The 14,749-nt window shown below is 67.4% G+C and carries 17 protein-coding genes; 8 read left to right on the forward strand and 9 right to left on the reverse strand.

Features of this window, described 5'->3' with window-relative positions:
• The first annotated feature begins 48 nt into the window (after positions 1–48).
• From ASC91_RS30375 to ASC91_RS20180, 5 genes are all read left to right on the forward strand, one after another.
• Positions 49–171, forward strand: a complete 123-nt coding sequence (locus ASC91_RS30375; protein ID WP_327082891.1) for a hypothetical protein — start codon at positions 49–51, stop codon at positions 169–171.
• A gap of 157 nt (positions 172–328) precedes the next feature.
• The gene (locus tag ASC91_RS20165; protein WP_056200889.1) at positions 329–1,423 is read left to right on the forward strand and encodes a TIR domain-containing protein; all 1,095 of its coding nucleotides are present in this window, start codon (positions 329–331) and stop codon (positions 1,421–1,423) included.
• 80 nt (positions 1,424–1,503) lie between these two features.
• Positions 1,504–2,259 (forward strand): hypothetical protein, encoded by a 756-nt coding sequence (locus tag ASC91_RS29620; protein WP_157281868.1) that lies wholly within the window; start codon positions 1,504–1,506, stop codon positions 2,257–2,259.
• A gap of 38 nt (positions 2,260–2,297) precedes the next feature.
• Positions 2,298–2,582 carry a hypothetical protein gene (locus tag ASC91_RS20175; RefSeq protein WP_056200894.1) on the forward strand — a complete coding sequence of 95 codons (285 nt, stop codon included), beginning with the start codon at positions 2,298–2,300 and terminating at the stop codon, positions 2,580–2,582.
• Positions 2,583–2,824: 242 nt separating this feature from the next.
• Positions 2,825–3,889, forward strand: a complete 1,065-nt coding sequence (locus tag ASC91_RS20180; RefSeq protein ID WP_056200897.1) for a pirin family protein — start codon at positions 2,825–2,827, stop codon at positions 3,887–3,889.
• Positions 3,890–3,894: 5 nt separating this feature from the next.
• Here ASC91_RS20180 and ASC91_RS20185 read toward each other — a convergent pair whose 3' ends face one another.
• From ASC91_RS20185 to ASC91_RS20215, 7 genes are all read right to left on the reverse strand, one after another.
• Complete coding sequence (locus tag ASC91_RS20185) at positions 3,895–4,185, reverse strand: chaperone modulator CbpM (RefSeq protein WP_056200899.1); 291 nt, start codon at positions 4,183–4,185, stop codon at positions 3,895–3,897.
• Entirely contained in the window at positions 4,182–5,150 is a 969-nt protein-coding gene (locus tag ASC91_RS20190; protein WP_056200901.1) for a DnaJ C-terminal domain-containing protein, read from the reverse strand. The genes ASC91_RS20185 and ASC91_RS20190 overlap by 4 nt, the downstream gene beginning before the upstream one ends.
• 68 nt (positions 5,151–5,218) lie before the next feature.
• Entirely contained in the window at positions 5,219–5,506 is a 288-nt protein-coding gene (locus ASC91_RS20195; RefSeq protein WP_056200904.1) for a DUF971 domain-containing protein, read from the reverse strand.
• Positions 5,503–5,844 carry a HEAT repeat domain-containing protein gene (locus tag ASC91_RS20200; protein ID WP_056200906.1) on the reverse strand — a complete coding sequence of 114 codons (342 nt, stop codon included), beginning with the start codon at positions 5,842–5,844 and terminating at the stop codon, positions 5,503–5,505. The genes ASC91_RS20195 and ASC91_RS20200 overlap by 4 nt, the downstream gene beginning before the upstream one ends.
• A 123-nt stretch (positions 5,845–5,967) precedes the next feature.
• A complete protein-coding gene (locus ASC91_RS20205) occupies positions 5,968–6,744 on the reverse strand; it encodes a hypothetical protein (RefSeq protein WP_056200909.1) in 777 nt (258 codons plus the stop codon).
• A 6-nt stretch (positions 6,745–6,750) separates the two neighbouring features.
• Entirely contained in the window at positions 6,751–8,802 is a 2,052-nt protein-coding gene (locus ASC91_RS20210) for a hypothetical protein (protein ID WP_056200912.1), read from the reverse strand.
• Positions 8,803–8,812: 10 nt separating this feature from the next.
• Positions 8,813–9,445: a PEP-CTERM sorting domain-containing protein gene (locus ASC91_RS20215; RefSeq protein ID WP_235532039.1), complete on the reverse strand. Its 633-nt coding sequence runs from the start codon at positions 9,443–9,445 to the stop codon at positions 8,813–8,815.
• 240 nt (positions 9,446–9,685) lie between these two features.
• On the opposite strand from ASC91_RS20215, the gene ASC91_RS20220 reads away from it, so the two are divergent.
• The gene (locus ASC91_RS20220) at positions 9,686–10,207 is read left to right on the forward strand and encodes a YgjV family protein (protein WP_056200917.1); all 522 of its coding nucleotides are present in this window, start codon (positions 9,686–9,688) and stop codon (positions 10,205–10,207) included.
• Here the strand turns inward: ASC91_RS20220 and ASC91_RS20225 are convergent.
• Complete coding sequence (locus ASC91_RS20225; RefSeq protein ID WP_056200922.1) at positions 10,173–11,048, reverse strand: YihY/virulence factor BrkB family protein; 876 nt, start codon at positions 11,046–11,048, stop codon at positions 10,173–10,175. The genes ASC91_RS20220 and ASC91_RS20225 overlap by 35 nt on opposite strands.
• 126 nt (positions 11,049–11,174) lie before the next feature.
• Between ASC91_RS20225 and ASC91_RS20230 the strand changes: the two genes are divergently transcribed.
• Together ASC91_RS20230 and ASC91_RS20235 are read left to right on the forward strand one after the other, a co-directional pair.
• Positions 11,175–12,332, forward strand: a complete 1,158-nt coding sequence (locus tag ASC91_RS20230) for an AI-2E family transporter (RefSeq protein WP_056200924.1) — start codon at positions 11,175–11,177, stop codon at positions 12,330–12,332.
• Between the two features lie 87 nt (positions 12,333–12,419).
• On the forward strand, positions 12,420–13,415 hold the full coding sequence (locus ASC91_RS20235) for a hypothetical protein (protein WP_056200926.1): 996 nt from the start codon (positions 12,420–12,422) through the stop codon (positions 13,413–13,415).
• Positions 13,416–13,636: 221 nt separating this feature from the next.
• Here the strand turns inward: ASC91_RS20235 and ASC91_RS20240 are convergent, their stop codons facing one another.
• Positions 13,637–14,575 (reverse strand): MBL fold metallo-hydrolase, encoded by a 939-nt coding sequence (locus tag ASC91_RS20240; protein WP_056200928.1) that lies wholly within the window; start codon positions 14,573–14,575, stop codon positions 13,637–13,639.
• Positions 14,576–14,749: the final 174 nt, after the last annotated feature.

The raw sequence follows: 14,749 nt of genomic DNA on the forward strand, positions 1-14,749 counted from the left end.
CGTTGAGCAGCGAGGCAATCCGCCTCGCTCTTCAACAGGAGCAGGACCATGACCCCATCGCCTGAAGCCATCTCACCGCTGCGTCAACGCATGACCGAGGACATGCGCATGCGCAAGCTGGAACTCAAGACCCGCGCGGCGTACCTGCGCGCGGTTGCGAAGCTGAGATAACGTGCAAGAGCATCCAGAAAGGGAGCGAAGAGTGGCAAGAACACCCGTAAAAAAGGCTATCCCGACCGCAAAAGCTGCGCCTGCTAAGAAGGCTGCTGCTTCGAAGATGGGAGCAACGGCAACGCCAACGAACGGCGCAGAGCGGACCCGTTCATATATGTCTCAGGAAGACATTCCGGCATACGACCTAGACGAGGCGCTGCTAGTCGCAAAGGCGCTGTTGCAGGAGTACGGCGGGCATCCAGCGACCCCGCTAGATGTTGCGGCGGCAATGGACCTTACCCCGACAAGCGGAAAGTTTCGAATGCTCTGCGGTTCGTCCATTGCATTCGGACTGACCAGCGGGGGATACAACGCCTCACAAATTGCGCCTACGGCCCTTGCGAGGCAAATCATTGAGCCCCAAGAAGAAGGGGCTGACCTCGCAGGGCGGCGCGAAGCGGTTATGAAGCCGCGGATTCTGAGAGAGTTCCTCTCAAAATACTCGGGATCGCCGCTGCCCCGAGAGGACATCGGAACGAATGTACTTAAGGGTATGAACGTGCCCGCGGATCGGACGAAGGCCGCATGGGACATGATTTTGCGCACGGCCGATTCGGTAGGGTTCTTGCAGACCATTAAGGAGCGCAAATACGTCAATCTCGGTGGGGTTAAGCCCGCGGGGACCTCGACGCCGTTTGAAGACGTAGGTTCCTCCACCGAAGCGCCTGCCGAGTCGCAAATCAAAGATCTAGTGCGAAGCGTGCATGAGCCGGAGGCCGCTGCTGTCGCTCAGGAATCGAAGCGGCCGAGCGTTAACAACGACGCACGGCTGCGACGCGTTTTCATCACGCATGGAAAAAACACCGCCTTTATCGATCCCCTTAAGGAGCTACTTGGCTTCGGTGAATTGATCCCCGTGGTTTCGATTCACAAGGAGTCTGTTGCCCAGCCTGTTCCAGACAAGGTTATGAATGATATGCGGAGTTGCGGCGCCGCAATCATTCACGTTGACGGGGAGATGAAGCTGGCCGACTCTGAAGGGAAAGAGCACACGGTAATTAACGCTAACGTACTCATCGAGATCGGCGCCGCGATGGCCCTTTATGGAAGGCGGTTTATTTTGCTGGTTCGCGATGGCGTGAGGCTGCCGTCCAATTTACAGGGCCTATACGAAGTGCGATATCAAGGCGAGGCGCTTGACGGTACGGTAACGATCCGACTTCTGAAGGCGATCAATGAGATGAAGGCGGTATCGCTTCCCAGCGAGTAATAATATCGGGTGCCGCAGCACACTCCAAGGCACTATGGCGACCTAAATCGCCTGGGGCAAACTTAGGAAAGAAGTACGAAATGGATGTGGAAACAATCTACGCGGCCCTATTCATTGCTGTACTCGTGTGGTGGATGTGGCGCGCGAACAATCCCAAGAAGAAGCCCGCACCGCAACCTGAACCTGAGAGCACGGCGTTCACAACGGAACCGGGTAAGCCGGCGCCAGAAACCGACCCGTTTCTGGATGCCATTGCGGCAGCGCGCCTTTCAGCAGAACGCGAATCACGAACCGAAGGGAATGCGTACAAGAAAGCCGTTGCCGCTCAATTCAGCGATGATGAGAAGCTTAAAGCCAGACTAGCTAAATTCGCAAAGGACAATCAGCTGGATTCCGCGCTGGCGCAGTTATGGGATGAAATGCGCAGCTATCCGGCATGGTCCAAGCGCGACGATTGGCAGCAGTGGAACAAACTGGGTATCGACAACCCCAGTGAAGAGTCTCAAGACTTCAAGAACAAGACCATGCATTTCGGCTACCACGGTACAGCGTACAGCATTGTGACGCGCGAGCGGGACGGCATAGAGACAAACACACATATGGATTTCCAGCTACTGGAGAACGGCGAGGAAGTTTTCGCGATCAGCTGTGAAGTCGTGTACGACGACTACATGACGTGGTACAGACCCGTGGACGTAAAAGCATTCAAAAGGCGCGGCAATTGGGCCTCGATGCTGGTGCAACTGTTCGCCAAGAAACAGCTGGAATCTGAGAAGAGCAGCGCAAATTTCCGGGCCCGAATGGCTAGCGACATAAAGCAGCGCTTCGCGGAGTAGCGGGCAGCAGGGCGAACTTCAACCTTCGAAAGGGAGCTATGTTTGCAAAGGAATGGGCCGTTAGGTACAACGATCATTCGATCGTCGTCAGGAATAGTCTTTCACTGACCGGAAGCACAGAGGCCAAGCTCTACATTGATGGCAGCAAGGTGGACTCAACGACCGACCGCTTTGCCATGGCTGGAACGCCCGTCCTGAGGGGGGCGATTAAGCGAGAAGATGGGCCCCCTGAGGAGGTTGAGGTCTACGCGAAGTCCGGACTCTTTAGCGTAAAAATCCGAATCTGCGTCGGCGGCAAGCAGGTATTCAGCGACGGCTTTTAGGCTTTGCCGAGGCGCGGCGGCGCGCTCCTAGATGTTTATCTTTAAGGCGCGAGGCTTACCTCAATCAGGCTCAAAGGGACTCTCTCAGTCGCCGCGCGCCTTGCGGTCATGCCAACACCCCAGCGGATGGCCGCGTCGAAAGCCTGGTGGCTGCCAGCGTGGCCGGCCGCCAATGTAGAGAAGCCCGCGCTTCTTCAAGCTCACTCGACACGCGCTAGGCTGGCGCCCTCCAGGATGCCGCCATGACCACCGCCGCCTCGCCACCCGCCATCGTCTCCATCTCGCCCCTGGGCATGCCCTGGGAGACGCTCGACCCCTTCCTGTTCTGCGTCCACCACGACGACGCCTACCCGCCCGGCAATGGCCGCTACGGGCCGGATGCGGCGCTGCTGAAGGGCCGCCAGATCGGCTCGGACTTCTCAGGGCAGGGCGGCTGGAGCATGTATCACGGCGAGCAGGTGCCCGGCTTCCCGGCCCACCCGCACCGCGGCTTCGAGACGGTGACGATCGTGCGCCAGGGCCGCATCGATCACGCCGACTCGCTGGGCGCCGGCGCGCGATTCGGGGGCGGCGACGTGCAGTGGCTCACCGCTGGCCAGGGCATCGTGCACGCGGAGATGTTCCCGCTGCTGCACACGGACAAGCCCAACCCGCTGGAGCTGTTCCAGATCTGGCTCAACCTGCCGGCCGCCAGCAAGATGGTGGCGCCGCACTTCACGATGTTCTGGTCGCAGGAGATCCCGCGGCACCGCTTCGTCGACGACGCCGGGCACGCGACCGACGTCGTCTGCATCGCCGGTGCCCTGCCAACGCCCGCCGGGGTGACCCAGCCGCTGGCGCCGCCGCCTGATTCCTGGGCCTCGCGCCAGCAGGCAGACGTGGCCATCTGGACCCTGCGCCTGGCGCCGGGTGCGCAGTGGGTGCTGCCGCCGGCGACGGGCGCGGACACGCGCCGCAAGCTCTACTTCTTTGCCGGCGCACGGATCACCGTCGATGGCCATGCCGTGGCCACGCGGCACGCGATCGAGCTGCGAGCCGGCGCCGCGGTCACGCTCGTCAATGGCGGAGAAACAGCAGCCGAGTTGCTGATGCTGCAGGGCCGCCCCATCGGCGAGCCCGTCGCCCAATACGGCCCCTTCGTCATGAACACGCAGCAGGAGCTGCACCAGGCCTTCGAGGACTACCGCCGCACCCAGTTCGGCGGCTGGCCCTGGAGCGACCCGGCGCCGGTGCATGGTGACGAGGCCGGCCGCTTCGCACGGCATGCCGACGGCCGGACGGAACTGTTCCCGTCGCAGGAGGATTGATCGTTCTATCCGCCCGCCCTGAGCCGGTGGATCTCCTCGAGCAGGTCCACCACCAGCGCCGCGAGTTCCTGGTTGGCGTCGAAGTCCTGTTCGATGGCCAGCAGCCGGCCGGCGCGGTGCAGATGCGGGCTGGCGAAGCGCCGGCTTTCGCCTTCGCCACTGTGGCAGCCCAGCAGGCCGGCATCCAGCCGCTGGCTCAGCCAGTCGACGCTGACGCCGCAGGCGCAGGCCAGCTCTTCGAGCGTCAGCGTCTGCTCGTCGATGACCACGCCGACCAGCACATCACCGTCGTTCATGGCTCGCCTTCTGCGCGGGGGTGGAAGTCACGACCGACGGCAGCGGCCATGACCTCGTAGGCGGCACGCGCGCCCGGCAGCGTGGAGGGCGGCAGCACGACCTCGACCTCCAGCACCATGTCGCCTGCCGGCTCACCTGCCAGACCGCGGCCCTTCAAGCGCAGGCGCTTGCCATGCGGTGTGTCCGGTGGCACGGTCACGCTGACCGTGCCGGCAGGCGTGGCGGCGCTCACGTCGCCGCCCAGCGCGGCCTCCCAGGGCGTCAGCGGCAGCTGTTCATGTACGTCACGGCTCTTCTCACGGGCGACGTCCTTGAACTGGATCTCCAGGTACAGGTCGCCGCTCGCGCCGCCGCCACGGCCCGCCGAGCCCTGTGCCGGCAGGCGGATGTGCTGGCCCGCGCGTATGCCCTTGGGGATGCGGACCTGCACGTTGCGCACGACGACGGCACGGTGGCCCTGCTCGTCCGGCGCCAGGCCGCGCACGTTGACCGAGCGTACGGCGCCGTCGATGGCGTCTGAGGCGTCGATGACCAGCTTGACGTGCTCATCGGTCCCGCGTTCGGGCTTGGCGTCTGGCGGCTCGGGCTTGGCATCGCGGCCGAACATGCTGGTGAAGAAGTCGCTGAAGCCCTGGCCAGCGCGCCCCGCGGTCGCTCCGCCTTCATAGGTGAAGCCCTGCTGCCAGTCGCTGGGGAGCTCGGGCTCGGCGGGTTTGCCGGCGCCAGTGGTCGCCTGCTGCAGCGCCTGGTGCCGCCGGCGCACGCCGTCATAGGCGACGCGGCGCTGCGGGTCGGCCAGCACGTCGTAGGCCTCGTTGATGCGGGCCATGGACGCATGCGCATCGGCGGACTGGTTCACGTCGGGGTGAAGCAGCCGCGCCTGACGCCGGTAGGCCTGCTTGATGGCAGCCGCATCGGCATCGGCGGCGACACCCATGACCCGGTAATAGTCTTCAAAACGCATGGTCCGAGTATGGAATTGCGGCGCGCAGGGACTGTCGGACGGGGCCGCCTTCCGCGGCGGACGGGTTCCTACGCCGCGGCGTTGACAGGCCCCAGCTCCCGCAGCCAGGTCCAGGGGTAGATGCCGCGGTCGTGGCCGTCGCTGAAGATGAGGTTCAGGGCGTAGCGGCCCACCGGCACGGCATCGACCAGCTCGGCCGGTGCGGGTGCGGGCTCGCCGCGCTCGGCGCGAGCACGGCAGCCGCCGCAGCGGCAGACGGCGCGCAGCCGGGCGGCTGGCAGCTCGGCCGCGCCGTCGGGCCAGCGCAGGTGCAGCGCGGCGGGTGTCAGCTCGACGGCTTGCGGGAGATCGCTCATCGGTCCACCCCGGCCGGTGCGCCCAGGCGTTGCAGCGACAGGCGCACCGCCTTGCGGACTTCCGGGTCGGGGTCGGCAGCGGCGGCTTGCAGGGCGGGAACGGCAGTCACGTCGCCGATGTCGCCCAGCGCGATGGCCGCTTCCTTGCGCAAGTTGCCGGCGGGGTGGATGAGGGCCTCGCTCAGCTCGGGTACGGCTCGCACGTCGCCGATGCGGCCGAGTGCACGGGCGGCGCGCAGGCGGACCTGCCAGTAGTCGTCGGCCATGGCCTCGCGCAGCGCGGTGGCGGCGGCCGTGGCGCGCAGCTTGCCGAGCGTGGAGGCGGGGCGAGGCGGCATGGGCTAGCAGACGTTCGCCGGAGCGCGGGTCCTTCAGCTCCGTGAGGGACTGGGCGGCGGCAGTGGCGACTTCGGGTGTGTCGCTCAGCGCAGCGGCCAGCGCGTCAACGACGGCGGGTTCGCTCAGCCACCCGCATGCTGCAGCTGATAGTCGCGCAGCGAGCGCAGCAGCGCCTGCTGGCGCGCGCCGGGCTGCAGCTGCCGCGCCACTTGCTCGAAGCGCCCCACGTTGCCGGCGTTCAGGAAGGGCCCGACGTTCTCGGCCACCGACTGCGCGGCCTGCCAGCCACCGGTGTGGACGAGGCCGACGAACATGTCGTCGTAGCCGCTGGACAGGCCGAGCTGCTGCCACTGCTGCAGGACCGGATAGGCCTTGGCAAGCAGCACGGCGTCATAGGTTCGGCCCAGTGCCGCAACGGCAGCCGCCGCGGTCTCGGCCGAAGGTGGCAGCCGAGCGGCGAGCGCCAGCGCCGCGGCCTGCACATGGCCGTCGGGGAAGGCCAGCAGCTCGCGCGCCCACGCGGCCTGGTCGGCGGGGCTGCCATGGGCGGTGAGGCGGTCCAGTTGCTCGAGCAGCAGGCGCACCACCTCGAAGTGCTCGTCCAGACCTTCGCCGCGGGTCAGGCGGCAGCTGTCGGCGGCGTGGCAGCGAATCAAGGTGCGCAGCGCCTGCGCCGGCGGCGCGCTGCCGAGCGATGCAACCGCGGCGGGCTCGACAGCGGCTGTGGCAGCCGGCAGCGGCCCGGCTGGCGACGAGGCGCTGGCGGAAGGGGCTTGCGCCAGCGCCCCAGGCGAAGCGGGCCGGGCGGTGGCGGCGACCGGCACGGCGTCGCCCCGCTGCGTCCACCACAGCCCGGCCACCACGGCCGCGGCGGCGGCCAGCGCAAGCAGTGCCTTCATCGCCACTCAGGGCTGCAGCGCGAGGAAGGCCGCGGCCGGCCAGCGGTTGGTCCGGCAATAGGCGGCGTTGCCGGAACGCACCAGGCAGGCGTTGACGAGGGCCGTGCCGAAGGGGCCGTAGACGTCGGTCTCGGCGGCGCCGTTGCGGGTCACGGTCTCGGTGCAATGGAAGCGGTGCGCCATGGAGCGCGCCGCGCCCCGCGGGCAGTCGCCATTGCCGGCGGCTGCGGCGGCCAGAGCCTTGCTCCAGATCGGCATCGCCAGCGCCACGCCGTCGACGACCGTCGCACGGTTGGCCGTGCAGACCGCGCCGCCTGCGCCATCCACGCAGGCCTGCACCGCTGCGGCCGTGAAGGGGCCGTAGGTGGAGCTGGTGCTCATGCACTGGCGCAGATGGTTGTCGTAGCGCGTGCCATTGGGGCAATGGGCGTGCTTCTGTGCCGACGGCGTGGCGGTCGGTAGCGCCCAACTGGCCAGCGTGGACGCCGGGTAGAGGTTGCCGGCAAAGATCCAGCCCTCGCGCAGCACGCCGTCGTTGTGCGTGTACTCGACGCGGTAGTAGAGGTTGTTGGCCGAGGCGGTGCCGAACACCTCCTTGACCTGCACGGCGGTGTTGGCCGGGATGGCGACGAGCAGGGCGCCGCCCGGTGTGGCGCGCATGTTGAGGTTGGGCACGACCTTGACCCAGTCGCCCGCATAGGCGATGGCGCCGGGGCCGGCTGGCGCGGCACCTACCGCCAGCGTGGCATGCGTGCCGGCATCTCCTGCGTCGACCCAGCCATCGGTCAGCGCGCCATTGATGTCGGCACGGATGCGATACAGGCGCTTCTGCTGCTGCGCGCCGCTGACCATGAAGTCCAGCACCTGGTAGGTGCCCGCCGCCGCCTGGCCCAGCACCATGCCGCCCGGCGCCGAGCGCAGGTCCAGCGGCTGCAGCGTGGCGATCGCGCTGGCCAGCGACTGCAGGCCGGGCACCTGGGCGCGGCAGAGCTGGTGGCGGTTGTGGTCGATGCGGGCGTAGCTGGCCGTCTGCGCGACATACACCTGCGTGATGCTGCCTTCGTCGAAGCTGGCTCGGCCGGCCAGGCAGGCGGCGTCGCGCACGTCGTCCACGCACTCAAGCGTGTTGTTGCCGGCCAGCACGCAGGCGGCGGCGCCGACCTGCAGCAGCTTGCCGGGCTCGACGTTGCCGCCCACCGGCACGGGGCAGCTGGGGCCGTTGTCCATCAGGCAGGCCACGTCGATGCCGGCGGCCTTGCTGAGGTCGGTGATGTCGACCAGCCAGAGCTTCGCGTCGTAGTTATCGCGGTAGCCGTTGTCCTTGGCCACGTTGACATCCGACCCGTTCTGCCAGCGGCAGACCTTGGTGGGGCCGCCGTTGTAGGCCGACCAGGCCGAGCGCGCGCGGCCGCGCCAGTACTCGTCGACCTGTGCCGTCGTGCCCGTCGGCGTCGTCACGCCACCCATGCAGGAAGCCGGTGCGGCCTCCCACGCCGCGTAGTAGATGTCGATCGCGTAGGTGAAGTTCTGCATCATGTTCCAGCCCTTGCCTTCCTGGAGCTGGACGAAGTGATAGCGGTCGTCGACCTGCATCATTCCGTGGCCGTGGCCACTGTCGCCGCGCATCATCTTCAGCGCATAGGGCTGACCGGCAGACAGCTGCGCGTCGCGGTAGTGCGACCAGAAGGTCTCCTGGCGCAGCGTTGCGTAGGTGCCGCGCTGGAAGGCTTCCAGCTCGCGCGCCGACACTGCCGGCTTGCGCGAGCGCAGGTAGCGGTCGCTCGCGTCACGGATGACCGGGTACATCGCCTGCATGTAGCGCTTGCGCTCGTCGACGAGGCTGGCGGACGCGTCGTTGAAGATGGTGCCGGGGTAGTTGCCGCGCACGAAGCTGTCCGGACCGAAGGCGTTGGCGTCGCAGCCCGAAGGGGCGCGGCCATGGGTCCAGGTGCCACCGACCTTGTTGGTGCAGGCCCAGTCGTTGGGCGTGGGCGTGTAGCCGGCATGGGCCGTGGTGGCCAGGCCAAGACACAGGGCGAAGAGAGCAAGTGCTTTCATGGCGGCCTCCTCAGCCCTGACGGCGGCGTGCCGCGATGGCCAGCAGGCCGGCGAGCATCAGCAGCACGCTGCCCGGCTCGGGCACCGGGGCCACGTCGCCGACGCGCACGGCCCAGGCCTGGGCCAGGGTGTCGGTGGCGAGCTGGTCCTGCAGACCCATGCCCATGAAGAAGCTCAAGGCCCAGCCGGGTTCGGAGGCCGTGCCCGTCCAGAACACCGGCCCGACCGGGCTGTTCGGATCGACGAGGCCGCTGAACGAGCCGGTCTGCGTGGGCCCGGCGGCCGTGTTGCCCAGGCTGGCGTAGAAGAGGTGGCCCAGCTCGCTGTTTGCACCGTTGTTGTTGATGCCGATGTCGGTGGAGCCGTCCTCTGAATAGTCCAGCTGCAGCGCGCTGCCATTGACCGGCGCCACCACCGGCAGGCGCCAGTCGTCGAAGCCGCCAAAGCTCAAGGAAGCCGCCCATTGCAGCGCGTCGGCCTGCGTGCGCAGCCCGCCGGTGGTGGCATCGGCCAGCCAGGTCAGGTTGGTCTGCGTGTCGTAGACCATGGCGCCGTTGGCACGCGGCTGCAATTCGGCGCGGGCCGTTGCACCGATCAGCAAACCAGTTATTGCCAGGCCGGCAAGCAGCGTCTTCTTGGTCATGGGCGGGGCGACGGCGTCGCGTGAACTGAGGGCGGGTCGCATGGTCTGCAAAACCACTGTGCAGCGACCAGCGGGTTAGTCCGGCAATGCCCTGCCAATTCAAGCGGGCGGCATAACCGCCTGGAATGCGCCCTGCCATGCACGAAGATGGGCTTTCCTGGCGTCAGCGGGACAATCTCCGGCCCACCGCCGCGCCTCCCTAGTTCTCGGGGGGTCGACGACCTCCGCGTCCCCGCCCGCATGCCCATCGCCGACTGGTTCTCGCCCGCTCAACTCTTCGGCTATGTCGCCTTTGTGCTCGGCGTCGGCTGCTTCTTGCAGACCGATGACCGCCGCTTCAAGTGGTTCATGACGGGCGAGTGCATTGCCTATGTCGCCCACTTCGCGCTGCTGGGCAACCCGACGGCGGTGGTGAGTTCATCTCTGTCCATGCTGCGTTCGCTGTTGTCGCTGCATACGCGTTCGGTGTGGGTGGCCGTCGTCATCGTGGCGGCCAACCTCGGTTTTGGCTTGGGCCTGGCCCACAGGCCCAGCGACTGGCTGCCGCTGACGGCGTCCTGCCTGGGCACGATTGCCCTCTTCACGCTGCAGGGCATTCCGATGCGGCTGCTGATGCTGTGTGGCACCGGGCTGTGGATCGCCAACAACCTGATCGCAGGCTCCATCGGCGGCACGGCGCTGGAGGTGGTTATTGCGGTCATCAACCTGACCACCATCGCAAGGATGATCAGGTCTCGCCCAGCCGCTCGAACTCCGCAATGACCTGGGCTCCATACAGCAGCAGCGTGGCCGCGACCTCCAGGCTCAACAGCACGGCGATGGCCGTGGTCAGGGAGCCGTAGACGGTGCCGATCTGCGACAGCGTGCCGAAGTACCAGACCAGCACATGGCGCGACAGCTCCCACAGCAGGGCGGCGGCCAGTGCACCGATCAGCGCCAACGGCAGCGACGGCCGCCCGCCCGGCATGACCATGTAGACCGAGGCCAGCACGAAAACCTCGCCGGCAAACCCCAGCAGATACAGCATGACGCCGGACACCCCGTCCAGCGACCAGCTGAAGCCCAGGAGCTCCACCTCGCGCTGACCCAGGGCCTGGAAGCGGCCGGCCACCAGCGTCACCAGCAGCAGGCCCACGCTCAGGCAGAGGATATAGACATAGGGGATCAGCGCCGAGATCAGGAAATGCCGCTGGTTGAGCTTGCGCCGGTGATGAAAGATGGCCGACATTGCGCTCTCCAGCACGGAGAAGGCCAGCGAGCTGAAGAACAGCATGCTGACCAGCAGCACCCAGCCCATCACCTCGCGGTGGGCCAGGAAGCGCGCCAGCTCGGCCACCACGGCGGCCGACTGCCCCGGCACCAGCCATTCCAGGTAGCGGCCCACCGTCTGCAGCAGCCGCGCGGGGTCGACCCAGTGCGACAGCGCGATGACGCTGAGGATCATCAGCGGCACGATGGACAGCAGCGCGTAATAGGCCACCGCACCGGCCAGCAGCAGGCCCTGGTTGGCGCGGAAGGATTTGAGCGTCTGCCAGGCGAAGCCCCAGGGGTTGTGCAGCACGCGGGCGGTCTGGCGCGCAAACTGTTGAGTAAAAAGGCGCATGTCACAGGGTCGGCCACCAGCGCCGCAACGCCTTGTCGGCCGCCACAACGCCCCCGTGTCGGACGGCGCCGTGAAGCGTGCAAGAGCGAGCACGGGTGGGTGTAACAGCGCGTACGCTGCTCCGTCATGAGCGCCCTTCCCAACAGCACCGACCCTGCACCGCCCACCAGCGAACCGTTGCGCCTGCACATGCCGGTGGACGTGCGCAGCTTCTCGCTGGCGCTGCTGGCGCTGGTGGCCGTGCTGTTCACCCTGCATGTGGCCGCTGCGGTCTTCGTGCCGTTGCTGCTCGGCCTGATGTTGAGCTATGCACTGGCGCCGGTGGTCGAACAGCTCCAGCGGCTGCGGCTGCCGCGCGCGGTGGCCGCAGCCATGCTGCTGCTGAGCCTGGTGGGCGCTGTTGGTTGGACGGGCTATGCGCTCTCCGACGACGCCGGCAAGCTGCTCGAATCACTGCCCGCAGCCACCGAGAAAGTGCGCGCGGCCGTGGCGGCCCACCGGCCCGGATCGAGCAGTGCCCTGGTCCAGATGCAGAAGGCGGCCACCCAGCTGGAGCAGGCGGCCGAGGCCGGCGCGCCGGGACCGGCAACAGCAAGCTCGCGCGGCATCACACGCGTCGTCGTCGAGCGGCCGCGTTTCAACCTGCATGACTATCTCTGGACCGGCACGCTGGGCCTGCTGGCCTCGGTGGGCGCGGTGATGGTGGTGGTGTTCATCGCCTTCTTCCTGCTGGCATCGGGCGACACCTTCCGGCGCAAGCTGGTGCACCTGGCCGGCCCGACATTCGCCAAACGGCGCCTGACGGTCCAGACCCTGGACGAGATCGGTGCGCAGATCCAGCGCTACCTGCTGGTGCAAGTGTTTACCAGCGCCGTGGTGGGCCTGACCATCTGGCTGGCCTTCCTGCTCGTGGGCCTGGAGCACGCGGCCGTCTGGGGCGTGGTGGCCTTCGTGCTGGACTTCGTGCCCTACCTCGGCGCCGCCGTGCTGACCACCAGCGCGGGCCTGATGAGCTTCGTGCAGTTCGGCAACGTGGACATGGCGCTGCTGGTGTCGGGCATCGCGCTGGGCGTGCACACGCTCTCGGGCAATCTGCTGATGCCGTATTTGAGCAGCCGCAGCAGCCGCATGAACGCGGTCGTCGTGTTCATCGGCGTGCTGGCCTTCGGCTGGCTGTGGGGCGTGTGGGGCCTGCTGCTCGCCGTGCCCATCCTGGCCAGCGTCAAGGCGGTGTGCGACCGGGTGGAGGGGCTGCAGCCCATCGGCGAGCTGCTGGGTACCTGAACGGGTGGCCGCCGGCCGCGCCGCATAACGCTCCGCTGACGCTGCCGCGGCTAGACTGGCTTTCTCCTCACCTGGCTGGAGCCCCTCATGAACCGTGTCGTGCCCTGGGTTGCCGCGCTCACGTTGAGCATCGGACTCGCACCGGCCTGCCTGGCCGCCTACACCGCCACCGCCGAGGTCAACGCCCAAGCGCTGGGCCAGGCCTCGGTCAACGAACTCGCCCCGGTCGTGCTGGGGTCGAGCGACCAGCAGCGCGACACGCGGGCCAGCGGAACGGCCACTGCCAGCGTCGGCGTCAGCAGACATGCCCAGGTGGGTACGGCCGATGCCGGCGGGGGCGCCAGCAGCTGGGCGCAGGTGGTGGCGGGGGGCATTCAACTGCAGGCCACCGGCACCGGCAACGGGCTGTTCCTGTCGCCCGGCGACGCCTGGTTTGCGCGCATCCTCGGCCGCGGCACCGCTTACGCCGGTGCCAGCTTCAGCGACGGCCTGACCTTCTCCGTGCCCGGGCTGGCGGTCGGCGCACCGCTGACTTTGACCTTCGGGATCAATGTCACCGGCAGCATCTCCAGCATGGGCCAGTTCGCCCAGGGCCTGTCGGGCTACGGCACGGTCACCGACATGCGCTGGCATGTCTCGCTGGGCAACCTCTCCGACGGCCGCAGCGAAAGCGAATACAACAGCAACGGCCTGATCGACCGCAGCGCGGTGGCTACCGGCCTCAGGAGCTTCGTGGCGACGGTCGGCAACGGCGTGCCGACGGTGCTGGCCATGGAGGCCTCGGTGGGCGCCTCGGCGCAGGGTGGCGTGAGTTGCCGCGGTTGTGGCTTCGCCGCGCTATATGCCGAGGGAAACTCCTACGCCGACTTCAGTCACACCTTCGCCTGGAACGGTATCCAAGGGGCCCTCGATGCCGCCGGCAACCCGCTCGCGCTGGCCGACCTGCAGGTCATGTCATCGTCGGGCTTCAATTACCTGAGCGCCTGGTCGGCCCCGGTGCCCGAGCTGCCGTCGCCTGCGCTGATGGCGGCCGGCCTGCTGGTGCTGGCGGGCTTCGTTGGGAAGCGCCGCCACCCTCGCTGAGGCCGCAAGCCGTTTCATTTGGGGACCATGCGGCTCATGTCGCGCGCCTGCCCTGATCGAGTCCTGCTGCGTCTGGCCGACGCGGCGCAGCGCGTGGAGTTGGGCAGGTTGCAGCAGCCGCTGGCCGCCAGAGATGCGGCGCGGTTGGCCTGGCTCGCGATCGAGGGGCCGCCGGCTGGCGCGAGAACTACCTGACCCGCGCGCCGGTGCTGGTGCAGGCTCTAACGATTTGCCGAGTAGTTCACCGGCAGCCAGTCATAGCCCTTGCCGTCGGCGCGCAGCTTGCCGATGCCGGGGAATGACACGTGCGTGACCGCCACGTAGTAGCCGTCTTTGGCCGCAGCCGCATAGGCCTTCTCGCGGGCGGGCGCGGCGGCCTTGGGGTCGGAGTCGAAGCTCATGGTCACGGCCGGCTCCGGGAACTGCACGGCGGCGACGTGCATCAGGTCACCCCAGAACATGATCTTCTGGCCCTTGCTCTCGGCGACATAGTTGCTGTGGCCGGGCGTGTGGCCGTAGGCCGGATAGGCCTTCACGCCGGGGACGATCTCGACGCCACCGGCACTGCCGTCGAAGGGCTTGAAGCGGCCCGCGTCGGCATACGCCTTCACGTTGGCCGCGATGGCCTTGGCACCGTCGCCCTTGGCGACCTGTTCGGGCGCCAGCCAGAAGTCGGCGTCGCGCTTGTCCACGCGCAGCGTCGCGTTGGGAAAGTTGGCCTTGCCGTCGACAGCCGTGCCGCCGATGTGGTCGCCGTGCATATGCGTGATGACCACTTCGTCGACCTGCTCAGGCGCATAGCCCGCAGCCTTGAGGTTGGCCAATACCCGGCCCAACGTCGGGCCGTACAGGCCAGCGGCGCCGGTATCGACGAGGACGATCTTGGCCCCGGTGTTGATCAGGTAGGCGTTGAAGGATGTCTCCAGCGGCACGCCGAGGTAGGCGTGCTGCAGGGCCTTGACCGTGTTGGGCACGGGCTGCTGCAGCAGCTTGTCGACGGGCAGGTCCAGCGTGCCGTCGGACAGGGCCGTGACCTCGAAATCGCCAAGCTGCATGCGGTACCAGCCCGGCGCCTGGCCCTTGAGCTGCGGGCCGGCGGCGAAGGCTGTGGTGGCACTGAAACCAATGGCGATGGCGGCGGGAAGCAGGCGTTTGAGCATGGGTCGTCTCCGAGGGATTTGGGGCAAGCGGCGCAGGATAGCTGCGGGTTTCGTCCCTTGCAGCCCCAAGGGTCGTTGTCTGCAAACTGGACACCGTCCGCGCCGGCAAACGACTGGAATCCGGACGGCCTCAGCGCCACGGACGGCAAATTCGCGGGTTAGCTCGCAAGGGTT

This window comes from Pelomonas sp. Root1237 (assembly GCF_001425055.1).
In the GTDB taxonomy this organism is placed as follows: Bacteria; Pseudomonadota; Gammaproteobacteria; order Burkholderiales; family Burkholderiaceae_C; genus Pelomonas.